Genomic DNA, 26101 nt, shown 5'->3' with positions numbered 1-26101 from the left:
TTGATAAGAATTAAATTGAAAAGAAAATATTTGTTAATTATGTTTTTAGGATGATTTCTCTCGGTTGCCCTGAAAGATTAAAGTCAAATATCTTTAAACCTCTAGCTTGGGAAACAACGAAAACATAATCATTTCCTACGAGGCATGCCTAAAATATCGAGGTTAAATTTAATAGTTAGCAACCTATTAATTAGTTTATCATATCTTGAGTTTGCTTTCAATTATGTTGTTGAAAAAAAACTCAAAGCGTGCTAGATTGGAAAATATGCCAAATATGTTGATGGAAGAGATAGCGAAAAATAAAAACGAGCTGCTGAAGCCTCCGAGGATGGGAGAAATCATTAAAGGCAGGGTCGTCGGCCGGGGCCGATCTTCTGTTTATGTTGACTTGGGGGGTTGGGGAACCGGCGTGATCTTCGGCAGAGAGTTTTTGCAGGCAAAAGAGATTTTAAAGAAAGTTAAGGAAGAAGAGGAGCTTTTTGTCAAAGTTGTCGATTTTGAAAACGAGGAAGGCTTCTTCGAGGTCTCGGCTCTTGAGGCCGACCGCGAAATCACCTGGCTGAGGCTGAAAGAAAAAAAAGGCGCCAGCGAAAACATCACGGTAAAAATCCTCGGAGCCAATAAAGGGGGGCTGCTCGCCAGCGTTTCCGGCATCAACGCTTTCCTGCCGGTTTCCCAGCTGAGCTCCATCAACTACCCAAGAGTGGAAGACGGCGACGCCGGCAAGATTTTAAGAGAACTTCAGAAATTCGTCGGCCAGGAAATGGAAGTAAAAATCCTCGACCTAGACCCCAAAGAGGAAAAACTAATTCTCTCTGAGAAAATCAAAGAAACGGAGAAAATCAAAGAGATCCTCGAAAACTACAAAGCGGGCGACATTGTCGACGGCGAGATAACCGGGGTTGTCGATTTCGGCGCCTTTGTCAAATTCGGCCCGGAAAACATCGAAGGATTAGTCCACATTTCCGAACTTGACTGGCAGCTGATCGAAAATCCCGTAGACATTGTCAAAGTCGGCCAGAAAGCCAAACTGAAAATTATCGACATCTCAAACGATAAGGTTTCTTTGTCGTTGAGAGCTTTGAAAGAAGACCCCTGGAAAAATATTGAAAAAGACTACGAAAAAGGGAAAATCATCAAGGGAAAAGTGACTAAGTTCAATCCTTTTGGAGCTTTTGTCGAGGTGGCGCCGAAAATCCAGGGGCTCTGCCACATCTCTGAATTCGGAAGCAAGCAAAGAATGGAAGAATCACTCAAGATAGGCTCTGAATATGGTTTTGAGGTGCTCTTGATCGATCCTAAGGAGCACCGCCTCCTTTTAAAGCCGATCGCCTAATGTTCAAAATTTCCCTAAAATTAACCTGAAGTCAAATGAAGCAACTGCTCAAAAATTTCTTCCTCGTCGTCATGATCTTCCTGGCTGTTTCGGCTGTTTTTTCTTTTCTCGGCCAGCCGAAAAGCGTTCCCCAGCAACTCTCGCTGTCCCAGCTGGTAGACCAAATCAACCAGGAAAGGGTGAAAACAATTCTCGTCGAAGGCAATAATCTCAAAATCACTTTTGTGGACGAAAGCCAGGCCGCTGTCCAGAAAGAAGAAGAAGCATCCTTGTCGCAAACTTTGGTCAACTACGGCGTTGATAAAATAAAACTTGAAAAGCTGGGGATCGAAGTGAAAAAGGACGACCAAACCGTGATCGAGATTGTCCAAACCCTATCCTTTATCCTGCCGCTCGTCTTTTTCGGGCTGTTCTTCTGGCTGATGTTCCGCCAGACGAAAGTCGGCGCCGCCCAGGCTTTTGATTTTACCAAAGCTAAAGCCAGGCTTTTCGGAGCCGAAGGCCATCCCCAAGAAAAAATCACTTTTCGGGACGTCGCCGGCCTCAAAGAGGCGAAAGAAGAACTAAAAGAAGTTGTCGACTTCCTGAAATACCCGAAAAAATTCCTGGCTATGGGGGCCAAAATCCCCAAAGGAGTTTTATTGGTGGGACCGCCCGGAACGGGCAAAACAATGTTGTCGCGTGCCGTCGCCAATGAAGCCGGGGTTCCTTTCTTTTCCATTTCCGGTTCCGAATTCGTCGAGCTATTTGTTGGTGTCGGCGCAAGCCGAGTACGGAGTTTGTTCGACCAAGCTAAAAAAGCCGGGCGGTCAATTATTTTCATTGATGAAATCGACAGTATCGGAAAAATGAGAGGCTTCGGGATAGCTGGCAGCCACGAGGAAAGAGAGCAGACCCTCAATCAAATCCTAGCCGAAATGGACGGTTTTGAAAGAGACGACGGCCGAATCGTGCTCGCGGCCACGAACCGCGGAGAAATTCTAGACCCCGCTCTCTTGCGGCCGGGTCGGTTCGACCGGAGAATCGTGCTCGACCTGCCCGACATTAATGACAGAGAGGAAATCCTAAAAATTCACTGCCGGGGAAAGCCTTTGAGCTCTAATATTAATCTGAGAGAAGTGGCGGAAAGAACTCCCGGGTTTTCCGGGGCTGAACTGGCAAATGTCGCCAATGAAGCCGCTATTCTGGCTGCCAGAAAAAACAAAACCCAGGTTTCTCAGGAAGATCTCCTGGAATCGATCGAAAAAGTCCTGCTGGGACCGGAAAGAAAAAGCCACATCCTCTCAAAAAGGGAAAAAGAAATCACTGCTTTTCACGAAGTCGGCCACGCTCTGGTCGCTGCCTTTTCTCCGAATGTCGAACCGGTCAGAAAAATTTCTATCATTGCCAGGGGAATGGCCGCCGGCTACACCATAAAAGTTCCTTCCGAAGAAAGAAAAATCAGAAGCAAGACCGAGTTTTTGGCAGAAATCGCTGTTTCCCTGGGCGGTTATGTTGCCGAAAAGCTAAAGTTCGGCGAGATTACCACCGGAGCCGCCAACGATCTTGAAAAAGCTTCTATTTTAGCCAGAAAACTGGTCAAAGAATACGGCATGTCCTCTTTGGGCCCGATTAGTTTTGTCGAACAGCCCGATGAATTCTTTTGGGCCAGAGAGTCGTTCCAAAAACCCTATTCCGAACAAGTGGCCTTGAAAATCGACAAGGAAGTGGAAAGATTCATCAACCAGTCGGAAAAAGCTGCCAAGAAAATCCTTAAAAAGAAAAAGGGGTTGATGGAAAAAGTGGCCAGGGTCCTGATCGAAAAGGAAATTATTGAAAGGGGGGAGTTCGAAAGCTTAATCGGCCAAAAACAAAACGAAGAAAAGCCTAAGCAAAAAGCCAAGCCTGTAAATTTAAAAGTGAAAATAAAAGCAGTATAGTTTTAGAAGGGCATGTAGCTCAATGGCGGAGCAAGGTCCTTAACTCAGAATCTGGCGGGCCCGTAGTTCATTGGTAGAACATCGTCCTTATAAGACGAATGTAGAAAGTTCGATTCTTTCCGGGCCCACCAGATTTTGAGTCCCGCTCTGGCGGGATAAGACCGAGGTTCCTGGTTCGAATCCAGGCATGCCCAACCGAAAACAAAAATCACGGGCGGTTAGCTCAGCGGTAGAGCATCGTCTTGACGTGACGAGGGCCATAGGTTCGAATCCTATACCGCCCACTAAGTAAAAATATGACGAATAAAACACAAGTATTTCTTAAGCCATATTTAAGATCCGACCTGTCCGAGATCAGGTCCGGTCAGCAGGTCAAGGTCTTCCAAAAGATTAAAGAAGGGGAGAAAGAAAAAACCCACGTTTTCGAAGGAACCGTCATCGCCAGAAAACACGGCAAAGAGGCTGGCGCCACAATCACCATTCGTCGGATAGCGGCCGGAGTCGGCACGGAAATAATCTTACCGCTTCATTTACCGTCAATAGAGAAGATCGAGATTTTAAAAAAACCCAAGGTTCGCCGGGCAAAGCTTTATTATTTGAGAACCGCCAAGGGCAAACGGGCGAAGTTAAAAGAAAAAGGAGCCAAGCCCTCAACAGAATAGGATTAGGCCCGGGTGGCGGAATTGGTATACGCGTGCGTTCGAGGGGCGCATGCCGCAAGGCTTGCGGGTTCAAATCCCGCCTCGGGCACTTTTGCGGGTTCGTGGGGTCATTCGATCCGGTCATACGACCGGATTGAATCCCGTCGAATGACGGGACCCCACGCCCCGTCGGATGACGGGGCGAGTCCTCTCCCGCGCATTTTTGAAGGACGGCTAGCTCAATGGCTAGAGCGCCCCGCCCTTTCAAGAGGGTGATTAGCTCAGAGGCAGAGCGCTTCCTCTACACGGAAGAGGCCACTGGTTCAAATCCAGTATCACCCACAAAAGAAAGGGCGGGGAGGCCAGAGGTCCGAATCCTCTACCGTCCACAAATTTGGTGGGAGAAGTTGTAGGTCTAAATCCTGTCTCGCCCACCCGGTTGAAAAGAAGACAAATTTAAGCACAATAAGTGTAGGCCGGGGTGGTGTACGCGGTGTGCACGGATCTCTGAAAAAGATCAGGTCGCAGTTCAACTCTGCGCCCCGGCACAAAAAATGTAAAATTTCAAAGGAATTTGTACGTTGCGGGTGTCGTATAATGGTTATTATGTGATCTTGCCAAGATCAAGAAGGCGGTTCGACTCCGCTCACCCGCTCATCCGCCTTTGGCGAGATGAGCGAGGCTCGTCCGCCCGCTTCGCCAAGCGAAGCGAGGCGAGAAGGGCGGCCCGCTCTAATAACCGGTTTAAGCCGGTTTTTAGCTTAAATGGGCCCCTTTAAAAACCCTTGACACCCTTCCCAAAACCGGCTAAGATGGGGAAATCCTCCTTTTGGAGGACTTTAAAATGGAATCTGATAGTAAACGCCTTCCCGCCCTAGGCGGGAGGAAAATTCCTCTCTTAGGGGCCCTGGTTATCCTGTTTTGTCTAAGCTTTTCCCCAGTATCCGCCCCTTCCCATCTCGCCGAGGCCGAGGCTGGTTTTATAGTTGCCCAGCCAGCTCTTTCGGCAACAGAAACCCCGGTAATCCAGGAAAACTCATTTTTAACCGCCGGTAGCCATTATCTGCCTGAAAGCGAAGTTATTGTCTTAGAAACGATCCCAGTCACTGTCACCGCCTATTCTAGCTCTATTTGGGAAACTGACGATACTCCTTATTTGACCGCTGCTGGCACCCTTACCCGTGACGGCGTGGTCGCTAGCAATTTACTGCCTTTTAATACCAGAATTCGAATACCTGAATATTTTGGAGAAAAGATTTTTTGGGTAGAGGATAGGATGAACCAGAGGATGGGAGACTTCCAAATCGACGTTTGGTTCCCCTCGAGCTACCAAGCCAGGCTTTTCGGCGTCAAATATACCTATATTGAAACTTTGCAGTAATTCTCAACAAGCCCCGGCCTCGTTGTTATCACAAAACCCGCTCGTTAGAGCGGGTTTTGGTTTTCAATGTTTGATATGTTTTTTTAGCGCCATTAAAATTTGGGATTTAGATACGGCCTTGTCATTTCCATAGGTTCTGCATGAAACTGAAGAATTAAGCAAACAAGAACAATCGTCGCAATGATCTGATTTCGGTTTTGAAGCAGAAGGAATGTAAGATTCTAAATCTGTGCCATCTAGCAAGATGGTGGGAGATTCCTCTATTTTCCTTCTTGGTAATTTCTGTTTTTTGACTACTATCTCAAAATCTCTATGTGTTCTCTTGAATTGGTTGATTGCCTCGTTTAAATTATCTTCACTCATCGCGCACCGGCTGCAGACCTTGTCGTCAAAATATAAAAAGGTAATGTTGATTTTCCTCATAATGCCGCGGGTGGGACTCGAACCCACATGAATAAGTGGTGCCGGGGGCGGGAATCCAACCCGCACGGGATTTCTCCCAAAGGATTTTAAGTCCTTCGTGTCTAGCAGTTCCACCACCCCGGCGTATTGTTATATCGATTATGAGACCTGGGCGGCCCCGAACAATTCTTCGCTTCGCTCAGAATATACGGGGCAAGGATTCGTACCTACAATTTTTTTACCCCATTATAAAATCTTGGCTTCTTTAAGGCCGGGATGGGACTCGCACCCATGTAAAACGGTTTTGCAGACCGTTCCCTAGCTTCTCGGGCACCCGGCCAAATTTTTATACGGGGCAGACCGCTTCCTATGTTTCTCGGACACCGGACCACCTGTTATTGACCTATTATTGATTCATTTTACCGCTTTTCCGAGGTTTTTTCAACATTGGCTTTTCTTTCACTTGTTCGAGCAGTTCTTCGATTCTACCCGCTTTAATCGTCTCTTTTTCCTGAGAGAAAATCAAGCGAGGCACCGGCCTCATTCTCAGCTTCTCATTTAACTCCTGCTGAAGAAAATAAATCTGGGAATTGAGAATTTTGGCGGCTTGGACAAAAAAACTCTCCGGAAAAACACTCAAAAACACCCTGGCGACGCTCAAATTGGAGGCCGTTTCCACCCGGGTGATCGTCGCCAAGACATTGCTCGGAAACTCAATTTCTCTCAAAATGATCTGGCCGAGCTCCTTTTTTATCAGCTCGTTGAGCCGCAAAATCCTTTTTGTCATCAAAGCCTAGTTTATTCTAATTCTGCCTTGTGCTTTTCTTCCTCAAAGGCTTCAAGAATATCTCCTTCAACAATTCTTGCCCCGCCTTCAAAAAGAATTCCGCACTCCCTCCCCTTTGCCGCAGAAACCACGTCTTTCTTATTCTCCTGAAGAGAAACCAGTTTTCCCCGGCCGAGACTTTGTTCCTCGTGCCAAACCTCGAGCTTTGCCCCTTTCTTTATCTCTCCTTCAATCACTTTGCCGCCGATAATCTGCCGGTTTTTGTCTGTTTTAAAGATCGCCAGAACTTTCAGCCTGCCGACCGTTCTTCTCTCGGTTTCCAAATCCAAAGCGTTCTCCATCAACTGCCTGACAGCTTTGGCCAGGGCGTAGATGATCTCGAACGACAGAATCCTCGTCTTTAGCCTTTCTTTTACGGCCAGAGCGGTTGAGTTCGTCTTCACCCTAAAAGCGACAACAACCGCCTTGCCGGCTTCAGCCAGCTTGACGTCGCTCTCGTTGACTTCGCCGACGCCCTTATTTAAAATCCTCAAAACGATCTTGTCGTGCGGAAAGCCGGCCAAGACTTCTTCGATCGCCTCCAAAGACCCTAAAACGTCTGCCTTCAAAATCAGGTTCAAAGCCTTTTTGCCTTCTTCGATAAGGATGATCGGAGAGTCTGCAGATTTCCTTTCCTTCTTCTGAACATAAAGCTTGGCTTCGTCAATGCCGGGAAAGATCTTGACCTTGTCGCCGACCTGGGGAACGCTTTCTAAGCCCAGAATCACTACCGGCATTGAAGGCAAAACTTCTGTCAAAGAAAGCCGCTGAAAATCCTCCATCGCCTTTATCTTTCCGCAGGTGGTCTGCGTCCCAATCACATCTCCGATTCTTAATTTGCCTTCCCTCAAAAGAATTGTCGCTACCGGCCCCCTCAGGCTGTCGAGATAGGCCTCGATGACGACTCCTTCGGCGGGCTTGCCTGAGTCGGTCTTTAGATCCGCCATCTCCGCCATTAAAAGAATCATTTCCAGCAAGGCGTCTATGCCTTTGCCGGTTTTTGCCGACACCTCAACGAAAGGAGTCTTCCCGCCCAGAGATTCAACCTGGATTCCCTCTTTCATTAATTCCTGTTTGATCTTTTCGGGGATGACTCCCGGCAAATCAACTTTATTGAGGGCGATCATCAAACCGATTCCCGCTTTTTTGACGTGACCGATTGCTTCTTTGGTCTGAGGCTGGATGCCGGCAATGCTGTCTACTACTAATATGGCGATGTCGGCGACTTTTGCCCCCCTTGACCTCATGGCTGAAAAAGCCTCGTGTCCGGGAGTATCAATAAAGGTAATTTTCTTGCCATCGACTTCCGCTTCGTAGGCGCCGACGTGTTGGGTAATGCCGCCCGATTCCTTTTCGGCCACGTGGGCTTTTCTGACGGCGTCCAAAATGCTAGTTTTCCCAGAGTCGACGTGGCCCAAAACGACCACGATCGGTGGCCGCGAAACTAATCCCGTATTATTGTCCTTTTCTTCAGCCATTGAATTCTACCGCTTTTTTAAGAACTTCTTTTTCTTCATCAGACAATTGATAACTGGATTTACCTTTCTCAACCGCTTTGGCGTAAACACGATTGCCCTCGCGCGAAAATAGGGAAGTGACGATAAAACCGTTGCTGTTGGCGTCTAGAATCGCCAGAGAAAAACTCTGATCAGACCCCACTCCTTCAAACGGATTATACCTGACAAAACCGATTTTCTGAAAATGCGACTGGCTGGCGATTTTTAATTTCTCCAGCCCCGATTTTAAACCGTTTATATCGCCTTCCAGTCTTCTTAACTCGCTGATAACTTCTTTTAAATCCTGGGGTTCTTTTTTTTGTTTTTTAAGAAAGTTAAACATATTTTTAAGTTGGCGGCGAGGGTGAGATTCGCCATGTCATCCGACCGGGCGTGGGGTCGGATGACCCCACGAACTCACACTAACGGAGGGTGCAGGATTCGAACCTGCAAGGGATTGCTCCCACTGGTTTTCGAAACCAGCGCATTGCCGTTCTGCCAACCCTCCAATACTCCGACACCTCGCCTCACCCTACGTCTAAAATTAGTTTAGTGGACCCGCGGGGAGTCGAACCCCGAATTTATCCATGCCATGGATACGTGTTGCCATTATACTACGGGCCCTCCTAATTCAATTTCAAATCATACCAGATTTCTGGTATTTTACAATACTTTTACTAAACTCAAAAAGTTTAAGACCCGGCCTTAAATCATTGTTTCGATAAACTCACGATCGTGAGTTTATCGATTGATTTTGTTCGGGCATAATCTCACTAACGGCCGCATGTACTATTATGCCAAAAAGCGGAGGAGATTAAATTGTACCTTAACGGTTTTCAATGTACGACAGTAAGTTCGAATCCACATTTCTCCATGGGGTTCAATTCCAAATCATGCCAGATTTTTGGTATTTTACAATACTTGTGGTAGATTAAAATCATGAAAGAAATTGAGGTAAAATTTAAAGTTTCCCGTCCTGAAATCATCCGAAAAGCGTTAGAAAAAGCTAAAGCTAAGTTTTTGGGCCGGGCTTTTGAAAGAACTGTTAAATTTGACACCCCAGATGACTATCTCCGCCGGCACAACCTTTGGATAAGAACTAGAACCGGTTTTAAAAACGTTTTAACCATGAAAGAAAAGATTGGCCGTGACAACAAGAAATTCAAACAAAGAGAGGAAACAGAGTTGGAGATTTCCGATGTCCAAAGAATGGGATGGATCCTAAAACGCCTAGGATTTTCTAAAACACTGGTGATGGAAAAATACCGCGAAAAGTGGCGCTTAAAGAATACCGAAGTTGTCTTAGACAAATTGCCCTTTGGCAACTTTATCGAAATCGAGGGCAACCGGAAATCAATCGAAAAGACAGAGAAAATCCTCGGGCTGAAACCGCAAGAAAGGATTGTTCTTACTTACTGGCATTTGTGGGAAGAAATCCGCCAAAGAAAGGGAATCAAAAACAAAAACATCGTCTTTAAAAACCGGCCAAGCGAGACTAAATTAATACTAGTGCCCCCACCAGGAGTCGAACCTGGATTTAGAGTTTAGGAAACTCCCGTTCTGTCCATTAGACTATGGGGGCGGATTTTAATTCTGGCATTAATCTAGCATAATTTTTTACTGGCGGCAACGAGAATTTACTGGTAGAATAAATTTATGAACTTAGATTCCTTAGTCATCAGAGCGATAAAAAAGGCTTTGCCGGCGGTCGTTTCCATTGTCGGCAACCAAGAGCTTCCGAGAAAAAAAAGAGAGGGTTCCCAATTTTGGGGTCTTTTGGAGGATAAAAAGACGCCTTTTAACATATCTTCCCAGTTGAAGAGAAGCGGGCGGAAAATCAGTTCCGGCTCGGGATTCATCGTCACCGGCAACGGCGTTGTCGCTACCAATAGCCACTTAATATCTCCGCTGGTACAAGAATACCGGGTGATCCTGAACTCCGGCGATGAATTCACGGCCAAGATTATGGCAACCGACTTTCTCAACGACCTCGTTTTCTTAAAAGTTGAAGCCAAAAACCTGCCGATAATCGAGCTGGGCGACTCTGAAAAACTGGAACTCGGCCAGACCGCTATTGCTATGGGCACGGCTCTCGGAGAGTTCCAGAACTCGGTTTCGGTCGGCGTCGTTTCCGGACTCAGTCGGTTTATCTCTGCCAAAAGCATGATCTCTGGCCGAGTCTCAAAATTAAGAGGTTTGATTCAGACCGACGCCGCCATTAATCCCGGAAACTCAGGCGGTCCCCTGGTTAATCTAGAGGGCAGAGCCATTGGCATCAACACCGCTTTGGTTTTCGGAGCCGAAAACATCGGCTTTGCCATCCCCGTTAACCACCTTAAAGAAGATATTCGAGAGATCCAGAAATACGGCAGAATCCGCAAGCCATTCCTCGGAGTCAGATACCTTTTGCTCAACAAGGTCTTGCAACAGAGGAATAGCCTGCCCGTTGATTACGGCGCCCTGGTGGTTTCCGAAGACGTGCCGGACGATCAAGCCATTATTCCCGGCAGCCCGGCGGAAAAAGCCGGTCTCAAGGAATTCGATATCATTCTTGAATGCGACGGCAAAAAAATCACTGAGAAAAAACCTTTGGAAGAAATTCTCCGAACTCTAGAATCGGGAAAGGAAATCAGTCTAAGGGTTCTTCGACAAGAAAAAGAGATTCTCTTGAAAACAAGACTGGAAGAAAAAAATTAGATCTCCCACGAGAAAAAACAGCCTAAAGGGCTGCTTTTGTGTCTTGATCAATGAATCTTATATTAGATTAGAAAAGTTTAATAGCGTTTAGGATATTCGATGCCCAAGATCGAAAATTCCAGAGCTTTCTGTTTTCATTCAATTTCTCCCTAAGGATAGAGTCTAAATTATAAAGATCCTTTTCGTAAAGCTTAATTAAGCGTATCCTGTGTTTTTTACAGATACCTATCTTTTTCCTAACGATTTCATTGTAATGTAAAGATATATTGGGAGCGTTAATCAGTCCGAAAAACTCAATAAAAATATTCTCGACAACGAAATCGCATCTATAATTACCTTCGGGATATTTTTCTTCTCTTGTGTGCGAGACGCCGTTTTCAAAAAGCCAATCGTCGATAATGACTTCTGAAATCGATCTACACGAGTGACCGTCCTTCGCACGAATATTCTGCGCAGCAAACCATCTATCATTCGGCTCGTATCCCGCCTTCTTTATCGCGTTATTCCAACTGCCAAAATAATCGCGATAAGTCATATGGTCGGGATAAATACGGCTGTGAGAAAACTCGTTTTTAGTGGGAATACGCCCGTGTTTCTCAACAAACTCCCTGATTATTAGAAGAAGCTTCTCTTTAGTGTATATTCTGCGAGCCTCGGCAGATTTCTTTTCTATTTCTGGCGTTTTGCCTAATTCAAGATTTTTTAGAGAACTAGGGTTCCGACCACAAGACAAAGTCCGTGGCTTAACAAAAATCTTATAATAATTAAGCCATCTTTTGACGCTAGTATGGGTGACGCGAAAAATATCGGCGATTTCACTTTGGGTATAATTCTTTTTCCAATATAGCTCATATAATAGTTTTTTCGCCGGTCTTTTAAGCGACGGGGTTTTTCTAGGATTCAATCTTAAAATCCGAGAAACCAGAGAGTAAAATGGGGGGCCAAAGGAATTTGCATCCTCTCTTAAGGTTCCACAAACCTTAGTGCTACTATTACACCATGACCCCCATATATATTTTAGTATCCTGACTCCATTTTTACTCTTTCTTCGTTTATTTTTCCAGGCGCATTGGCAGGATTTATTGCAAAAATATGTCTTTGTCTTTAATTTTCTTTTCAGATCACTGGCTGTTCTGTAAACCCCCTTACCACAGTAAGCACAGATTACATATTTCCCCGTTTTTCTACTTTCGTTTCGGCATTTACCAGAACAATACCTTCCCCAATTATGCTTTAAAAAGTAGGGTTTTGGGAAAAACTCTTTACCACAAATTTGGCAACTGACTCCGACGCCATTGCTCTTTTTTCTCATTATTTAATTATACACCGAGGCGGGGAAAAAGCAAAAGACCAAGCCTGTGGAACAGTTCAAATTCATATCGAGAACACCACACGTTCTGGCACTACTGTTACACCACGGCCGTCGTATTTTTCGCCTTCATTTTACGCTTTTCGCTTTTCGCTTTACGCTTCCTTATGCCCCCAGAAGGAATCGGACCTTCATCACAAGTTTACCTGCCCGCCGAACATTGCCCCTGGGAGGAGTCGAACCTCCATGTCCAGCTTAGAAGGCTAGCGTTCTATCCGTTGAACTACAGGGGCGGCTTTGGCAGGCGGGGAAAACTTGTGCTTTATCCATTAAGCTATGGGGGCTCTATACAAAATTTCTTGCGAAATTTTGTCGAGCCCGACGAAATTCCCAAAGGGAATTTCGTATAGGGCTGACTCAATTTTAAATTCAAAACTACCTTATCACGATCCCGATATATTTTCAAGAAAACTTCCCGGCTACTCGCTTTTTGGCAAAAACGGGTTTGGATAGGCTTTATCGTCAATCTTATCGAGTTTTTCCTGGCGGACCTGCCAAGTTTCTAAAATGCTTTGGAGCAATTGCCTTTCGAAAATTGGCGGCTCCGGCGAATCCGAAATCTGGCGCTGAGAAAGAATGACATATTTAAGGGAAAAGGCGGCCCCGGCGGCAATGGCAAAGAAAATCATAATTGCGAAAAAAAGAAACGCCCTGTTCCCAACAGTCCAGGGAATCTGCTTTAAAAACTCTAAAAACTTCTTGAACTTTTCTCTGCTGATAACTTTTGATAAATCCGTCATTGTTCCGTAAAGACTTTTATTAAAAAGCTGGCTTCGACTTCCGGCGGCAATTCGTTTTTTTCGTCGAGAAGCTTCTCCCGGCTCAGATTGAGCTCTAAAACCTGCATTAGATACTGGCTATTCTCCATTTTATCCAAAAACTTAAGGAAATTCTCCGGCTTGCCTCGCCCGGAAACCCGAAAGGCGATTGACGGCCAGCTACTTTTATCCGAACGAGAAGACGCAGACGGGCTGATTTTTATCCCAAAGCCGGCTTCCCGAGAAGCCTTTTCTAAAACGTCCAAAAAGGCTATTGGCACTTTGGCGTCGACAAAAACAGCGTCGATTCTCTCGATCTTCTGAAGATAGATTCGGTAATCCCGATCCAAGCTTTTAAAGCTTTCTTCCTGTTTTTCAATCAAGAAAAACTCTTTTTTGAGAGAAGAAAGCGCCTCGGTATCGCTGATTATCGTTCTGACTGGGAAAAAGACTATAAAAGCCGCCAAGCTAAAATCGATCAGGCCGAAAATAAGGTTCAATGAATACTTTTTCTGAAAAATACTTTTATTCATTTAATCTCGAGGTTCAAATAAAATTCGATATTTTCCGGCGAAACCCAGTTGATCGGCGGGAAATCAATATTGGCGAAAACCCGGCTGCCTTCGAGACTACTCTTGAAAGCCAAAAGATCATCCCTCTTTGGCGCATAGCCGGTGAGGCTGACCTTTCTCAATTCCGGTTCCTGATGGAAAGAAAAGCTGGTCAGATAGCTCCCCTGAGGCAGATTTTCGGAAATCGTCTCAAAAACCCCTGCCAGAGAAACCTGTTTTTCATAAAAAGACTTTATTTCTCCGAGATTTTCATTCAGGTTTTTTATATTGGTCTGGAAATTCGAAATCGCCGCCACGTCCACTTCTTTTTGTCTCTGGGAAAAGTTTATCTTTTCTGAATCAATCTCGCCGCCGAGATAGACTTTAACGGAAAAAAGGATGAAAAGATTAGAAAGCAAAAACAGCAAGATTCCGATTTCAAATATTAAAATTAATTTCAGTTTCTTTCTGGAAAGATTCTCCTTTTTTTCTTGTGGTGGCAAAAGGTTTATCATTCCTTTAATCTTGATCTGTAATCATGCCTCTCAGGGCCAGGCCGAGAACATTGGCGTAAGCCAAAGATCTCCGCAGATATTCTTCAGGAACTCTGGACTGGGGTTCCGGCAAGATATTCACCCAGGGATTGCCGAAAGTAACCGAGACCCCCAGCTCCCTGGCAAGATACTTGTCCAATCCTTTAAGATTAGCTCCTCCCCCGGAGAGAAGGACCTGGGTGACTTCTTGCCTGGCCAACGGCAGATGTTCATGGCTGGCATGAGAGTAGCAGAAATCGAGGAATTTTTTGATCTCCGCCGTCAATTGCTCCAAAAAAGGGGCCAGAGCCTTCAAGACCCTATGGTCGTCGAGGATTTCCCTTTCCAGCTCAAAATCTCCTGTTTTTTCCTGCAATTGAACCTTGGTTTTTGCTTCCAGGCCGTAATTCATCTGGATTCTTTTGGCCTCGTCTCGGCTTATTTTCAATTCTAAAGCAATCGCTTTTGTCAGTTCTTCGGAAGAAAAGGAAACCGAGTTGACAAATCTGATCGTCCTTCCGGAAAAGATTATTAGAACCGTCCTGGTGGCGCCAAAATCTATCAATAAAATAGACCTCGTACTTATCCAGTTTTTCACCAGGGCGCGGCTGATCGACAGCGATTCGATGTCAACGGCAAAAGGATTCAGGCCGGCCATTTTCAGAGTCCGGATATAGGAATCGACGAGTTTCTGGGGAACGGCTCCCAGCAGAACGTCGCAATGGTCCAGATGATCAACCAGGGGCTCGACCGCCTCGAAATCAAGATAGGATTCTTTGATCGGGATCGGAATGTGGTTTTCCGCTTCAAACGGAACCGCTTTCCTCAATTCTTCGGGAGTCATTTTCGGAAGCTGGATTATCCGCAAAAAGGCTCTTTCGTCGGGCAGAGAAAAAATCACTTCTTTTGTCCTTATCTTTTCTCCCTTCGCTTTGGCCAGCGACTGATTAATGATTTTGGCTAAAGCCACCTCGTCTTTTATATCTCCGTTATCGACAAGGCCTGGGGGAATCGGTTCTTCGCCAAAACAGGCTAGGTCAAATTCCCTGCCCCTGATTTTAAGTTTGGCAATCTTCACGGAAAAATCAGAAATGTCGATCCCGAATGCCTCTGTTTTTAAATCTAATAGACCGGGCATCTTGAAAGCGTTATTGGATTTCCTGCCAATCCCTTGTTTGCCAGCCGCTGCCGGGACCGGTGGAAAAGTTGCTGTTAATCAGACCCTCCTCGTAAACAATCTCTGCATTATTTTCTAATTTCAAAGCAAAACCGGATATCTCTTTAAACTTAGCATTATTTTCCACTTTTATTAATCCTTGCAGGGCAAAAACGATCGATTGGGCTTCATCTTTATTGACGTTGTTCGAAATCAGAATGGCCGGATCGGCCGGATTCACGGATTTGTTCGTCGAAATCAAAAGCAGATAACCCCCGGCAGAGTCCTCGGTAATAGTATTATTGCCCAAAGAAATCTTGCCCTGGTTCTCTTGGTCTTGAGGATTGTCGGCGATGACGGCAAAGCCGACTCCGGCATCGCTTTTCAGCTTGATTTTGACATTATTACTGGCCAAAATCTTCCCGGTCACCCAAACGGATCCGGAGATTATCACCGGATTGCTCTGGCTGTCGCTGGGAAAAGTCAGATCGCCCTCAATTTTCATCGGCCCGATCGCGGTTCCCGACTGCGGCTGGTAATTCCCATAGATCAAACTTCCGGCTTCGGCCGCTGCTTCCCATTCCTGAATTTGCGCCAAAGAAATCGGCAATCCCTTACTCGCGGGATCAGAGCTGCCGGGATGTTTGATGCCCGCCACCTGGGTCTGCTGATCGATATTTTGGTAATAAGCATCCCGACCGATTGAAGATTGAACAATGGTGTTGGCTCTGGCGTCAACGCCAACAGCGACATTGTTCAAAAACGTCGGCCCCTCGCCGCCCATTATGGTTTTGAAATCAAGATCACCATTGACATTATCCCAAACCGGGGTCTTAACCGACCAATCGCTGCTGTATTTAGCCGTGCCTAAAGTATAACCATCGCTGGAATCCTTGCCCCAAACCCAATAATTGCTATCGTCTCGGGAAACATCAATCATCAACCAATAGACTTGGCCAGCGGAAAGAAGGGGAGCCGGGTCAAAACTGACGTCAACCCAAGAATAAGTGCCGGTGACTTTTGAGGCCCGCAAAGTGCCCGATCCCGAAACCGTTTTACCGGGTTTGCCGTTGTTATCAGATAAAATTCTGACTGTTTGGTCGGGAGGAGAGCCGACTTTTTTTAGGTAAAAACTGGCTTTATTCAAGGTTTTGGAAACCGAAGGAATAAATTTCTGAGCCGTGTCTAAATAGTAAATCTCTCCTTTTTTCAGCCCAAAATCGAAATCAGAATCCTTGACCGTCCATTCCTGATCCGGCTCGCCGGCCAAACTTCCTGCCACCCAGGCATCGCCGGTAATCTGAGAAGAAGATCCGGCTCCCTCAATGCTCCCATTGGAATAAACATTGCCAATAACTTTGGTGTTGCTGGCCATAACTATACCTCCTTTGTCAACCTGGGCTCCATAGTGAAAGGAGACGGTTGTGCTTTCTGTATTCAAAACCGCGCCCACGGCCTTGACTCTCTGAAGGGCGTTGCCGACAGCCTTAATGGTTTTAAGGTTGCCGTCGCTGGTGATACTCAAAGAAACAGATCCCAACCCGGCGTTGAAATCATAGGTGGCTTCGTACTTCTTGTTCTTTTTAATCCTGAAGATGGCGTCTTCTAGGCCGGCTTCAGCGATAAAAAAGGCTTGTGAAGATTTGACGACATTTTTGGAAATCTCAATCCGGCTGCGGAACAAAGCGTAAAGACTGGTGCTCATGACCGCCATTGTCGTCAAGACCAGAATCGTCAGGTAAAAAGCAGCGAAACCGTTTTTGGATTCTCGAATCATGGTTGCTTTTAATAGCTTCTAGGAGAAGCTACCGAATTTAAAACTATGGTCGCCTGATTGTCCGAGATTTTTGGGTTATTAAAATCGATCTCCAGATCAATCTCAAAAGAATCTTTCTGGTTTGTCACCAGCCTCGTAAACCTCAGCTTTTTGACCCTGACTTTACCCGAGGTGACGGCTAAAGGATCTTCTCCTTCCTTTTTCAGACAGAGTCGGCTCTGGCAGAGATAGAAATCGACAAAAGCAGTTGTCTCTCCTGCAGGCAGGTACTTAGCCGTTTCCAGAGAAAGCTGGCCTGAGTCCGAATCAAAAACGCTGGTAGGCAGATAAGCCTTTTTTGCTTCCCTGATCTCTTGCAAAATGGCTCCCATGGCTACCCTTCCGTTGTCGGCGACTTCCTGGATCGCTCTCGCTTTTCTCTGGCTCCTGAATGCCCACAAAAACAAACTGGAAACGGCGCCGATGATGACCGCCAAGACCGCAATGTAGACGACCATTTCCAGAAGCGTAAAACCTTTTTTGGGTTTTGGAATCATTGCCCCGTAGGAAATTAAAATATTTCCGTGGTTAATAATTTAATCATTAGTTATTTTGCTTAAACAAGGCTTAAAAGATTTTGATGGGTTTTCTGGATAAAATATTTTATGAAATTATGTTTTAGCATCTTTTTCCGAAGTCATTGCTAAAACTAATGTAGAAACCTTTCATCTTTCTGGCTCTCTGGAACATAAACGCAAAACATAATCATTTCCTACGGGGATTGCCAGTTGGTAAGATAGGTAAATAAAGAAATCTGGTGGCTCCTGCTTTTTTCCTGCCAGGAAACAATTACGGTCACTTTTTTTGTCTCCGGGTCTTTTGTCCCGCCCGAATCAACAATGTTGTCGCTGGCGTCCCGAAAAGCGTCGCCGAAAACGACTTCTCTTGAAAAGCCGAGAATACTTTCTTCCCCCTGAGCCAACTGCCATTGTTTAGGGATATCCGTCGTCTTCCGGAAATGATATGGGGTTCCGGCCAAAACTGCTCCCAAACCGTTAATATTCCAACTGGTGCCGTCGCGGAAATTCCTGGTTATCTCAATAGCGCCCCTGGCAAGAGCTTCGGCCTGAACCGTTTTTCTCGAGAGAACGGATCCCGCTAAAGAAAAGCTGACAACGCCGATCAAAGCGGTCAAGGCGATGCTGATTATAAAAACGACTATTAAGATCTCGACGGCCGAAATTCCGGCTTTTCCTTTGAATGAATTAAACGCCATATTATTGGACTAGTGGATCTGAAACGAAAATTGAACTGCCTTTGGCCAAAAGCCCCTGGATATCATAGCCGACCAGATTCGGAGAAGGAGAAGCATCGCCAGAGATGTCGATTTTCAAGGCTTTACTATTTTCTTCAAGGCTTCGATGGATGCAAAACTGGGTTCCGGATTCGTTTAATCTGTGTGTGTGGATTTTGATCTTTTGGGAAGAGCTGTCGACGACAACCTCGTCTTCCCAATAAATCTGGCCGTTCTGGAGATTTTCGGCGATATTAATCTCTTTTTTGATTTCTGAAAGGCCATTGTTGAAAGTCAAAACCAGTTTTTCGGCAGTAAGATTGATCTGCCGGCTGTAGTCCAGATGAACATGGCGGGAATCCTTCACCCTTTCGGCCTGGGAGGGAAACATTATCGACGACAGCTGAACCTGGCCGGAACCGCTGACATAGATAGTTTTGGTTTTGCCCTGGTCTGCTTTGAGCCTCAAAGAAAGGCTGCCTATGTTTGCAGTCGTTCCCCTGATCCTGCCGAAAACCACTTCAGAGCCTCCGCCTTCAAGATCAATTTGGAAAAACTCAACTCTTTTCGACAGCTGGTAAACCTTGTCAGACGCAGGCTCTCTCTGGACAAAACTGATTCCTTTGAATAAAGTATGGGTTTGCCCGCTAAAATAGACTCCCCATGAATCTCTCCCTTCTGAGGCCATGGTCTTGCTCTGGGCCAGCCTCAAAACGCTCATAATCTCTTCTGCGTTATTGCTCAGGCTCAAGTTTTCTTGAAAACCACGAAGAGCAGGAACGGTCAAACCCAAGAGCAGAACAACGGTTCCTAAGATTATCAAAAACTCCAAAAGGGTAAACCCCGCACCACTTTGCGCAAAATCTCCAAAGTGGTACGGGGTAAACTCGACAGACGACCGAATTATTTTCTTCATTGAAAACTATTAAAGCGCTTCCAGCATTGAATACATCGGCTGAATCATAGAAATGGCAAAAAAGCCAACAGCAGCGCCAACAACCAGCATTAAGAGGGGTTCGATCACCGAGGCCAGATTTTTAGTGGCATTACTAACCTCGTCTTCAAGAAAAGTGGCTAGCTGGTCGAGAATCTGGGAAGTTTCGCCGGTCTCCTCGCCGACTTCGATCATCTGGATCACGATCGGCAGATAAAGATTATTATACGGTTTTAAAGACTCGGATAGCTTTACTCCTTTCTTGGTTTCCTCCACTGCCTTTAATAAAGACTCTTTAAAATAGACGTTATTAAGGGTTCCAGAAATGATCTCCAAAGATCTGACCAGAGGGACACCGGATCCTGTCAAAGATCCGAGAGTCCTGGCAAAATTGGCCGAGCTCGTCTCCCTGATCAATTTGGAAACCACCGGAATTTTCAAAGAGATTTTATCAAAAAGTTTTTTGCCGGCTTTCAGTTTTAAAACCTGGCGCAAAAGGAAAACCAGGGCAACAATCCCTAATGGTATCATATACCAATATTTTTGCGCCGAAGTCCCCAGCCAGATCACTACCCTGGTTGTAAAAGGCAGGGTCAATTCCAGCTCGGCAAAAGTTTCGGCCAGCTGGGGAACGACGATAATCAGCATTAGAAAGCCGATTCCGATCATCGCCGAAAGGATCACCGCTGGATAAATCAGGGCACTGACGATCTTTGACCTCAAGTCCTGTTCCTTTTCCAGCTGCCTGGCTAGATTGTTTAAAACTTGCTCTAGGGTTCCCGATTCCTCACCGATCTTAATCATATTCTGGAAAATCTCCGGAAAGATCTCCGGGTATGCCCTCATGCTCTCTGAAAGATTTTTTCCCCGGATCACTTCTTCTTGTATTTCCAACAGAGCTTTTTTGAACTGTTTGCTCTTGGCCTGCTGGGCCAGAGTATTGATGGCTCTCGGCAGAGAAACCCCGGCCAAGGCCATCATCCTCAAGTTGCGGATGAAAAATATCTTGTCTGAAATGCCAACTCCTCTTTTAAAAGATAGCGGGGATTTGCCGGCCCCTTGGGGTATTTCCGCTTCGAAAGAAACCAAAAACAAACCTTCTTGGCGAAGGGCGTTAGCTAAATCGGTTTCGTCCTTGGCGTCGAGGAATCCGGTCTTCGTTACGCCGCTTTGAGATTTGGCAATATAAGAATACTTAGCCACTAGTGTTTGGCGTCTAGTGAATCAGCGTCTGGTTAACTTGGCGCTAGACCCTAGACGCTAATTAACTATTCGATAATTACCCTTAAAACTTCTTCGATGCTGGTAATTCCCTGAGCCGCTTTGACAAAACCGTCCTCAATCATCGTTATCATCCCTTCTTTCTGGGCCTGCTCCTGGACCTGGTCTGCCGTGGCCTGCTTGACGATAAGTTCTTTGATTGGAGGAGTGACGACCAAAACTTCATAGATGCCGAGTCGGCTTCGGTAGCCGTCGGGGTAGTCTTTTGAAGGCTTGGGGCGATAGAAACTGATGTCTTCCCAGCCGGCTCCCGGTTTTACTATTTTCTCCTCTTTGAGAATCTTTAAGATCTTGCTTAAATCGCAATACTTTTCCAAGCTTTCAAGTTCTGCCGATTTGAAGTTATAAGCGGTTTTGTCGTCGGTCAGCCGGCGGACTAGCCTCTGGGCCAGGATGACATTGACGGTGGACGAAATCAGAAACGGCTCGACTCCCATGTCGATGAGGCGGGGGACGGCCCCCGAAGCCGAATTAGTGTGAATGGTTGACAAAACCAGATGTCCAGTCAGAGCGGCATTGATTGCCAGGCCGGCGGTTTCGTTGTCCCTGATTTCTCCGACCATAATAATGTCGGGGTCTTGCCTGACCAAAGACCTCAATCCCGAAGCAAAAGTCAGGCCGATCTTGGAATTTACCTGGGTCTGATTGGCCCGAGGAATGCGGTATTCGACCGGATCTTCAACCGTGGAGATGTTCACCTCGGGAGTGTTGAGAATCTCCATCATCGAGTAAAGAGTGGTGGTTTTACCGCAGCCGGTGGGGCCTGTCACCAGAATCATGCCAACCGGCCTTCGGAGACCAGTTTGGATTTCCTCTAAAGCTTCTCCTCTCAAGCCCAGCTCGTCTAAGGTCAAAGCCCTGGTGTTTTCCGCCAAAAGCCTCATGACCACTTTCTCGCCGTCGAAAACCGGCAAGATTGAAACGCGGATGGAATACTTATAATCTTCGGTTTCCGCCTTAAACCGGCCGTCTTGAGGAAGCCGGTGCTCATCCAGCTTCAAGTTGGCCAGAACTTTGATTCTGGCGATAGTGCCCGGCAAAACTTTTTTGGGCAGAACCATCGCTTCTCTTAAGATGCCGTCGATCCGGTAGCGAACCAGAACCTCTTTTTCAAACGGCTCGATGTGAATGTCCGAAGCCCGCTGTAGGATCGCGTGCTTCAAAAGAGTGTCAACGATCTTGATGATCGGCAGTTCCTCGGCTGCTTTCTCGAGTTCGATTTCTTCCGGAATATTTTCTTCCTTGACCGACTTGATGACCCCGGCCTCTTTCTGGATAATCGACCCGAATTCAGCTTCAAGGCTCTGATGATATTGTCTGATGGCGTTTTTGACGCTTTCAACCGTGGTTAAACGGGGCTGGATTTTTAAATTGGCTTTCCTCTTGATGAAATCAATGGTTCCCAGGTCGTCCGGATCAAGCATGGCCACTTCCAGGTTGCTGCCTTTTTTCCTGAAAGCGATAATGTTATGTGTTCTAGCAATCGGCTCAGGGATAATCCTCAGAATCTCGGGATCGATCTTCTCTTTCTCCAAATTGACAAAGGGAATACCTAAAATGTAAGCCTCGAGTTCGGCCAGCTGTTCTTGGGTGATCAGCCCATGGGAGATCAAAACGTCGCCGATCCTCTGATTGGTTTCCCGGCTTATTCTCTCCACCTCGTCGAATTGCCTTTCCTTGATTAGGTTGGCGTCTAAGAGAAAAGCTTTCAGTTGTTGAGGTTCGACTCTCATGGGTTATTCGCTTAAGGCTTTCTTCACTTTTTCAATGACTTCCTCGAGAGTATGATCTGCCTTGACTAGATAGGTCGTCGCTCCCAACTCTAAGGCTTTTTCGATGTTTTCCAAGTCTCCAAGATTGGTGAGAATAATGACCGGAATCCCTCGAGTTTGCTGATCCTCTTTGAGGCTCTTTAAAACTTCCAAACCATTGAGTTTTGGCAGAATCAAGTCGAGAATTATCAAGTCCGGTGTTTCGCTTTTGGCAAGCCTTAGGCCGACCTCGCCGTCGGTAGCCGAAACTAACTGGCAACCTTCGCTGCGCAGAGTGTCTCCAAAAGTCTTTTGGAGAGCTGCTTCGTCTTCGATTAATAAGATCTTTTTCATGAATTTTCTTCGACGGCCGAAACCGTCGTTGTTCTCTTTTTTATTTAATTGGTAGGGCAAACCAGAAAGTAGAGCCCGTGTTTTCGTCGGAAACAAAACCAATCTTTCCGCCAGATCTCTTGATTATCGCCCTGGCAATGTAAAGACCGAGGCCGGAGCCGTGAGCTTGGGCTTTCAGGGCTTTTTCGCTGCGGAAAAACTTCTGAAATATGTATTTTTGGTCCTCAATGGAAATGCCAATCCCGTTATCCTTAACTTCAAGATAAAGAAAGTTTTCTTTCTTAGAAAGGCTAATCTCGACTAATCCCTTATCCTTAATGTAACGGATAGCGTTATCTAAAAGGTTGCTAATGACCTGCTCTATCTGAGAAGTATCAAAAGTGGTTTCGGGCAAATCCTCTTTTAAAGTTAATTTAATCTCCACGTTAGAAGCCTTGGCTAAAGGCTCGGATCCCGAAATGATTTTTTTAACCAGCTCGGCCAAAGAGGCTTTTTCCTCTTTAAGTAGTGGGTCATCGCTCTCGAGGCGCGAGACGATCAAAAGATCCGAAACCAATCCCTCCATCCTTTGGCTGTTCTCTCTCAGTAAGCTCAAGTAGGCACTCTGCTTTTCCGAAACTTGCTCGACCCGACCGGATATCAGCAAATCAATCGTCCATCTTAAATTGGCTAGCGGACCCCTTAGCTGATGGGAAACAATACTGATGAACTCCGACTTGAGCTTGGCCACCTCTGCCAGCCTCTCAAAGCTCCTGGTAATCGAATAGTTGACAGTTATTAAAAAGACGGCTACGGTCAGAATGATCAGGGCGACTATTTCCGGATCTCCGCTGTAATGGGTGCCGATAAAATAAATAGCCAGAGACGAGATAATGACAATCAGCCCCAGAATCAAAAACAAAAACTGGGGGCATTGCCATAAAGGAAGGCCGTATTTTTTGCACTGCTTGACGAAGTTGATTGAATCGAGAATGGTTTTCGAAGACATTATAAACAAGTTCGAAAGCTTGCTTTAAAACGTAGTTTTCAAGCTTCGCTTATAAAATTATACCACAGCAGGGAAATTGACCAAAGACAAAAGAGGTGGTAGGAAATATGTGAAAGGGCTTTCGGGGCATGGGATAATGGCAGTCCCGATTCTGCTAAACAGAATCGAGGATCCTCGATTGCGAAGCAATCGGGACACGAGTCTTTCTTGCCCCGTACCAAATTTTCGGAGGCTGGTGTAATGGCTAACATTCTCGCTTTGCCTGCCCGCCAATTGCCGACGCCGGGGTGTAGTGCAACGGTAGCACGAGTGCTTTGGGAGCACTTAGTCCCAGTTCGAATCTGGGCGCCCCGACAAACAAAGGCGTTGGCAGGCGGGGGAGCGAGCGATTCGCGGTTCGAATCCGCGGCCTCCGACCAAAATTAAGAAAATTTTGGTGCGAGTAAAAAAAGACACCCCCGAAATTTTTATCGGATACCGTAAAATCGGTATTTTTTATTGAAACTATTAGTATAATAGTTGACGGGAGAGGCGATTTTGGTAAAATTAGGAGTGAAAGGTCGACACTTGTTAAAATATTAAATTAATTTATTTTAAAAATATGGCAAAGCGAACTATTATTTTGCTGATTGTAGCATTTTTTCTTTTAGTGGCAGTCGGTATAACTACTTTTGATTCAACCCTATTCTCCGCTGGTCCGGTTTCAAGTATGATTAAGAATATTATTGTGAAAGATAAATGCCAAAATATCCCTGCGGGGAATTATGATACCAAAGTAAAGACGCATGCTCCAACATTTTGGGAAATTACTTGTCCTTGGCCCGAAGGGAAATGGTCAGGCAAGATAGCTGCCACGACTATTCCTTTCGGATATCTCCAGATTCCTACTATCCGTAAAGGAGATGAGTATAGTGTAGAAACAACCCTGCAGAAGATTTGCGCAACACCGGTTATACTTAGGGCGGGTTGGAGTGATATTTGTAGGGTTTGCCGACATACTCAATATATTGATATTGATTGTTCAAAAGTCAAAATAATCGGTAAAGCGAGAGTTGAGAAAATTACTTGCCCATCAGGGGCTTATCAGGCCGACGGAAAAGGAAATGCCGATATCTCGTATCAAGAAAATATGGGTATCTCGTATCAAGGTGGTGGTTTGGGAAGTTGTAGCGCTAAAGCAACTTATGAAGGTAAACTAACAGGGATATTAGGGATGTTGACTGTTCAAAAAGCTCAAAAAAAGTAAGGATGTCTTGACGGAAACCGATGCGTCTCGAGGTAACCTGTTTTTTATTCGAAATTTTGCTAATCTATTTTTAGGTGGCGAAATTATTCTTAATTTACCGATTTTACGGTATCCGATAAAAATTTCGGGGGTGTCTTTTTTTTTGCCCGTGCCAACGGGCGCGGGCGAAACGGCGGTCAGGCGTTTCGCTGAAAATAGGTTCGCACTAAGTTTAGAATACCGACAGAAAAGTTTTCTAACGGGGTGAAGAAGCATAGGATCTGGGTTCAATTCCCAGCACCCCGATCAAGTTAGAGAATCTTAATCATTTATTAAAGCCTAATTTTATGGAAAACCAAAATATAAAAAACGAGGTTCCGGAATCAGTCGATAATCCGGTTCTTCTCTCTTCTGTAACCACGAATCGCAATCTAATAATTATTATTTCTTTTCTGGCGTTTGTCCTTTTGATTTCTACGGGTTTTCTTTATTGTCAAAACCAGCAACTTAAAAGTATGCTTACAAACTATCAACGAGCCCAAGTTTCCCCTACTCCAACAGCCACTGCCGATCCAACTGCAAATTGGAAAACATACACAAACACGCAATATGAATATACTATCAAGTACCCTGCTAACTATTTAGTTGGTTTTTGTGATGAACTTGCCGGTGAATTTATTGAAAGCAGCGGCAGTGAGCTTCAGGTTGATATCCTTCCCTTCACAGAAGATATAGCGCAAAAATACTGCCCTAATGAGCTTGATAATTTTTTACGAATCCTGGTATTTGACATCAAAATCTTCAACGAATTCGACAAACCGCTTCCAGAATTGGCTGACAGTATATATCAGCAACAAAAATCCCACTTCAAAACGACTTATATTTCAAGCTTAACAAGGTCAAAATTCGATGGTTATGACAATTATGAATATCTATTTTCTGGACCATCTCTCTTTATGTTGGACGGAAGTGAATCAGTAAAAGACGGAAAATATAAAGTTATATTTTTCCAGAAAGATGCAAATGTATATTCACTTTATCTAAAAAATAGTGACATTTTTAACCAAATCCTCTCCACATTTAAATTTCTCGGCGAGGAGGACTCCGTGATCGGCATTCAGACATCTGTTTGCTGTTCCTGTCCTAAGAGAATATCAATATCACAGATCGGAAAAGACGGCTGGATTATTTATGAAAACGGCAAAGATTATACAAACCTTCTGCCCGCATCTTGCCTGGGAGTCCAGTGTCAGCCCTGTGAACCAATTGACTTATACGTTTGTCCCGAAACTGGCTGGGTGGATTGCATGCCCGGAGGACCAAATGTGGGTGTTAAATACGAATGTACGAGCGAAGCTATTAATTGGTATAAAGCCAATTGTCCCAACTTCAAAGGGATGGCTCAATAATAATTCCTTTATTAATGAGAACTGTGGGAGGTCCGACCTCCCAC

The 26101-nt window shown here is 45.4% G+C and carries 23 protein-coding genes and 13 tRNA genes; 14 read left to right on the top strand and 22 right to left on the bottom strand.

Going from position 1 to position 26101, the window contains the following annotated elements; genetic code table 11:
- Positions 1–265: 265 nt before the first annotated feature.
- The 10 genes from Q8N16_04140 to Q8N16_04095 all read left to right on the top strand — a co-directional run bounded on the left by Q8N16_04140 (position 266) and on the right by Q8N16_04095 (position 5277).
- Complete coding sequence (locus Q8N16_04140) at positions 266–1336, top strand: S1 RNA-binding domain-containing protein (GenBank protein MDP3093913.1); 1071 nt, start codon at positions 266–268, stop codon at positions 1334–1336.
- Positions 1337–1371: 35 nt separating this feature from the next.
- Positions 1372–3255, top strand: a complete 1884-nt coding sequence (gene ftsH, locus Q8N16_04135; GenBank protein ID MDP3093912.1) for an ATP-dependent zinc metalloprotease FtsH — start codon at positions 1372–1374, stop codon at positions 3253–3255.
- 56 nt (positions 3256–3311) lie between these two features.
- A tRNA-Ile gene (locus Q8N16_04130) sits at positions 3312–3386 on the top strand.
- 81 nt (positions 3387–3467) lie between these two features.
- A tRNA-Val gene (locus tag Q8N16_04125) sits at positions 3468–3539 on the top strand.
- 12 nt (positions 3540–3551) lie between these two features.
- Positions 3552–3917, top strand: coding sequence for a 50S ribosomal protein L19 (rplS, locus tag Q8N16_04120; protein MDP3093911.1), 366 nt, complete (start codon positions 3552–3554; stop codon positions 3915–3917).
- A 6-nt stretch (positions 3918–3923) separates the two neighbouring features.
- Positions 3924–4005 (top strand) — tRNA-Leu (locus Q8N16_04115).
- A 161-nt stretch (positions 4006–4166) separates the two neighbouring features.
- Positions 4167–4238, top strand: a tRNA-Val gene (locus tag Q8N16_04110).
- Positions 4239–4371: 133 nt separating this feature from the next.
- A tRNA-Phe gene (locus Q8N16_04105) sits at positions 4372–4444 on the top strand.
- A gap of 35 nt (positions 4445–4479) precedes the next feature.
- A tRNA-Gly gene (locus Q8N16_04100) sits at positions 4480–4551 on the top strand.
- Positions 4552–4740: 189 nt separating this feature from the next.
- Positions 4741–5277, top strand: a complete 537-nt coding sequence (locus tag Q8N16_04095; protein MDP3093910.1) for a hypothetical protein — start codon at positions 4741–4743, stop codon at positions 5275–5277.
- A 459-nt stretch (positions 5278–5736) separates the two neighbouring features.
- Here the strand turns inward: Q8N16_04095 and Q8N16_04090 are convergent.
- From Q8N16_04090 to Q8N16_04055, 8 genes are all read right to left on the bottom strand, one after another.
- Positions 5737–5823 (bottom strand) — tRNA-Leu (locus Q8N16_04090).
- Positions 5824–5947: 124 nt separating this feature from the next.
- Positions 5948–6019, bottom strand: a tRNA-Cys gene (locus Q8N16_04085).
- Between the two features lie 66 nt (positions 6020–6085).
- On the bottom strand, positions 6086–6466 hold the full coding sequence (gene rbfA, locus Q8N16_04080; GenBank protein MDP3093909.1) for a 30S ribosome-binding factor RbfA: 381 nt from the start codon (positions 6464–6466) through the stop codon (positions 6086–6088).
- Positions 6467–6477: 11 nt separating this feature from the next.
- Positions 6478–7983: a translation initiation factor IF-2 gene (infB, locus tag Q8N16_04075; protein MDP3093908.1), complete on the bottom strand. Its 1506-nt coding sequence runs from the start codon at positions 7981–7983 to the stop codon at positions 6478–6480.
- Entirely contained in the window at positions 7976–8344 is a 369-nt protein-coding gene (locus tag Q8N16_04070; GenBank protein MDP3093907.1) for a DUF4446 family protein, read from the bottom strand. The genes infB and Q8N16_04070 overlap by 8 nt, the downstream gene beginning before the upstream one ends.
- An 83-nt stretch (positions 8345–8427) precedes the next feature.
- Positions 8428–8509, bottom strand: a tRNA-Ser gene (locus Q8N16_04065).
- A 45-nt stretch (positions 8510–8554) separates the two neighbouring features.
- Positions 8555–8625: transfer RNA gene (locus Q8N16_04060), tRNA-Ala, on the bottom strand.
- Between the two features lie 886 nt (positions 8626–9511).
- A tRNA-Arg gene (locus Q8N16_04055) sits at positions 9512–9583 on the bottom strand.
- Between the two features lie 74 nt (positions 9584–9657).
- Here Q8N16_04055 and Q8N16_04050 point away from each other — a divergent pair.
- Complete coding sequence (locus Q8N16_04050; protein ID MDP3093906.1) at positions 9658–10698, top strand: trypsin-like peptidase domain-containing protein; 1041 nt, start codon at positions 9658–9660, stop codon at positions 10696–10698.
- A gap of 67 nt (positions 10699–10765) precedes the next feature.
- On the opposite strand, the gene Q8N16_04045 is transcribed toward Q8N16_04050, so the two are convergent.
- From Q8N16_04045 to Q8N16_03980, 14 genes are all read right to left on the bottom strand, one after another.
- Positions 10766–12010: a hypothetical protein gene (locus Q8N16_04045; protein MDP3093905.1), complete on the bottom strand. Its 1245-nt coding sequence runs from the start codon at positions 12008–12010 to the stop codon at positions 10766–10768.
- A gap of 218 nt (positions 12011–12228) precedes the next feature.
- A tRNA-Arg gene (locus tag Q8N16_04040) sits at positions 12229–12300 on the bottom strand.
- Positions 12301–12486: 186 nt separating this feature from the next.
- Positions 12487–12807: a hypothetical protein gene (locus Q8N16_04035; GenBank protein ID MDP3093904.1), complete on the bottom strand. Its 321-nt coding sequence runs from the start codon at positions 12805–12807 to the stop codon at positions 12487–12489.
- Entirely contained in the window at positions 12804–13358 is a 555-nt protein-coding gene (locus Q8N16_04030) for a hypothetical protein (GenBank protein ID MDP3093903.1), read from the bottom strand. Before Q8N16_04030 ends, Q8N16_04035 begins: the two co-directional genes overlap by 4 nt.
- Positions 13355–13891: a PilN domain-containing protein gene (locus Q8N16_04025; protein MDP3093902.1), complete on the bottom strand. Its 537-nt coding sequence runs from the start codon at positions 13889–13891 to the stop codon at positions 13355–13357. The genes Q8N16_04030 and Q8N16_04025 overlap by 4 nt, the downstream gene beginning before the upstream one ends.
- 4 nt (positions 13892–13895) lie before the next feature.
- Positions 13896–15047 (bottom strand): type IV pilus assembly protein PilM, encoded by a 1152-nt coding sequence (gene pilM, locus Q8N16_04020; GenBank protein MDP3093901.1) that lies wholly within the window; start codon positions 15045–15047, stop codon positions 13896–13898.
- Between the two features lie 10 nt (positions 15048–15057).
- Positions 15058–16842, bottom strand: coding sequence for a hypothetical protein (locus Q8N16_04015; GenBank protein ID MDP3093900.1), 1785 nt, complete (start codon positions 16840–16842; stop codon positions 15058–15060).
- Between the two features lie 8 nt (positions 16843–16850).
- Positions 16851–17378: a type II secretion system protein gene (locus Q8N16_04010; GenBank protein MDP3093899.1), complete on the bottom strand. Its 528-nt coding sequence runs from the start codon at positions 17376–17378 to the stop codon at positions 16851–16853.
- A 215-nt stretch (positions 17379–17593) separates the two neighbouring features.
- A complete protein-coding gene (locus Q8N16_04005) occupies positions 17594–18097 on the bottom strand; it encodes a hypothetical protein (protein ID MDP3093898.1) in 504 nt (167 codons plus the stop codon).
- A gap of 1 nt (position 18098) precedes the next feature.
- Positions 18099–19031, bottom strand: coding sequence for a hypothetical protein (locus Q8N16_04000; GenBank protein ID MDP3093897.1), 933 nt, complete (start codon positions 19029–19031; stop codon positions 18099–18101).
- 9 nt (positions 19032–19040) lie between these two features.
- Complete coding sequence (locus Q8N16_03995; GenBank protein ID MDP3093896.1) at positions 19041–20252, bottom strand: type II secretion system F family protein; 1212 nt, start codon at positions 20250–20252, stop codon at positions 19041–19043.
- Positions 20253–20317: 65 nt separating this feature from the next.
- Complete coding sequence (locus Q8N16_03990) at positions 20318–22063, bottom strand: GspE/PulE family protein (protein ID MDP3093895.1); 1746 nt, start codon at positions 22061–22063, stop codon at positions 20318–20320.
- Between the two features lie 3 nt (positions 22064–22066).
- Entirely contained in the window at positions 22067–22435 is a 369-nt protein-coding gene (locus tag Q8N16_03985; GenBank protein ID MDP3093894.1) for a response regulator, read from the bottom strand.
- A 40-nt stretch (positions 22436–22475) separates the two neighbouring features.
- Positions 22476–23423 carry a HAMP domain-containing sensor histidine kinase gene (locus tag Q8N16_03980; GenBank protein ID MDP3093893.1) on the bottom strand — a complete coding sequence of 316 codons (948 nt, stop codon included), beginning with the start codon at positions 23421–23423 and terminating at the stop codon, positions 22476–22478.
- Between the two features lie 283 nt (positions 23424–23706).
- On the opposite strand from Q8N16_03980, the gene Q8N16_03975 reads away from it, so the two are divergent.
- From Q8N16_03975 to Q8N16_03965, 3 genes are all read left to right on the top strand, one after another.
- Positions 23707–23777 (top strand) — tRNA-Pro (locus tag Q8N16_03975).
- 247 nt (positions 23778–24024) lie between these two features.
- On the top strand, positions 24025–24669 hold the full coding sequence (locus Q8N16_03970) for a hypothetical protein (protein MDP3093892.1): 645 nt from the start codon (positions 24025–24027) through the stop codon (positions 24667–24669).
- A gap of 326 nt (positions 24670–24995) precedes the next feature.
- Positions 24996–26057 (top strand): hypothetical protein, encoded by a 1062-nt coding sequence (locus Q8N16_03965; GenBank protein ID MDP3093891.1) that lies wholly within the window; start codon positions 24996–24998, stop codon positions 26055–26057.
- Positions 26058–26101: the final 44 nt, after the last annotated feature.

Source organism: bacterium (assembly GCA_030693425.1).
GTDB lineage: Bacteria > Patescibacteriota > Minisyncoccia > Minisyncoccales > GWA2-46-15 > GWA2-46-15.
This window is presented reverse-complemented; position numbering and strand designations above follow the sequence as displayed.

Bases quoted from the DNA above. Each gene is read 5' to 3' on its own strand.
- Q8N16_04140 (MDP3093913.1), top strand. From the start codon at position 266: ATGCCAAATATGTTGATGGAAGAGATAGCGAAAAATAAAAACGAGCTG.
- Q8N16_03965 (MDP3093891.1), top strand. From the start codon at position 24,996: ATGGAAAACCAAAATATAAAAAACGAGGTTCCGGAATCAGTCGATAAT.
- Q8N16_04015 (MDP3093900.1), bottom strand. From the start codon at position 16,842: ATGATTCGAGAATCCAAAAACGGTTTCGCTGCTTTTTACCTGACGATT.
- Q8N16_03980 (MDP3093893.1), bottom strand. From the start codon at position 23,423: ATGTCTTCGAAAACCATTCTCGATTCAATCAACTTCGTCAAGCAGTGC.
- infB (MDP3093908.1), bottom strand. From the start codon at position 7,983: ATGGCTGAAGAAAAGGACAATAATACGGGATTAGTTTCGCGGCCACCG.
- Q8N16_03985 (MDP3093894.1), bottom strand. From the start codon at position 22,435: ATGAAAAAGATCTTATTAATCGAAGACGAAGCAGCTCTCCAAAAGACT.
- Q8N16_04035 (MDP3093904.1), bottom strand. From the start codon at position 12,807: ATGACGGATTTATCAAAAGTTATCAGCAGAGAAAAGTTCAAGAAGTTT.
- Q8N16_04010 (MDP3093899.1), bottom strand. From the start codon at position 17,378: ATGATTCCAAAACCCAAAAAAGGTTTTACGCTTCTGGAAATGGTCGTC.
- rbfA (MDP3093909.1), bottom strand. From the start codon at position 6,466: ATGACAAAAAGGATTTTGCGGCTCAACGAGCTGATAAAAAAGGAGCTC.
- Q8N16_04025 (MDP3093902.1), bottom strand. From the start codon at position 13,891: ATGATAAACCTTTTGCCACCACAAGAAAAAAAGGAGAATCTTTCCAGA.
- Q8N16_04000 (MDP3093897.1), bottom strand. From the start codon at position 19,031: ATGAAGAAAATAATTCGGTCGTCTGTCGAGTTTACCCCGTACCACTTT.
- pilM (MDP3093901.1), bottom strand. From the start codon at position 15,047: ATGCCCGGTCTATTAGATTTAAAAACAGAGGCATTCGGGATCGACATT.
- Q8N16_03970 (MDP3093892.1), top strand. From the start codon at position 24,025: ATGGCAAAGCGAACTATTATTTTGCTGATTGTAGCATTTTTTCTTTTA.
- ftsH (MDP3093912.1), top strand. From the start codon at position 1,372: ATGAAGCAACTGCTCAAAAATTTCTTCCTCGTCGTCATGATCTTCCTG.
- Q8N16_04050 (MDP3093906.1), top strand. From the start codon at position 9,658: ATGAACTTAGATTCCTTAGTCATCAGAGCGATAAAAAAGGCTTTGCCG.
- Q8N16_04095 (MDP3093910.1), top strand. From the start codon at position 4,741: ATGGAATCTGATAGTAAACGCCTTCCCGCCCTAGGCGGGAGGAAAATT.
- Q8N16_04005 (MDP3093898.1), bottom strand. From the start codon at position 18,097: ATGGCGTTTAATTCATTCAAAGGAAAAGCCGGAATTTCGGCCGTCGAG.
- rplS (MDP3093911.1), top strand. From the start codon at position 3,552: ATGACGAATAAAACACAAGTATTTCTTAAGCCATATTTAAGATCCGAC.
- Q8N16_03990 (MDP3093895.1), bottom strand. From the start codon at position 22,063: ATGAGAGTCGAACCTCAACAACTGAAAGCTTTTCTCTTAGACGCCAAC.
- Q8N16_04070 (MDP3093907.1), bottom strand. From the start codon at position 8,344: ATGTTTAACTTTCTTAAAAAACAAAAAAAAGAACCCCAGGATTTAAAA.
- Q8N16_04030 (MDP3093903.1), bottom strand. From the start codon at position 13,358: ATGAATAAAAGTATTTTTCAGAAAAAGTATTCATTGAACCTTATTTTC.
- Q8N16_04045 (MDP3093905.1), bottom strand. From the start codon at position 12,010: ATGAGAAAAAAGAGCAATGGCGTCGGAGTCAGTTGCCAAATTTGTGGT.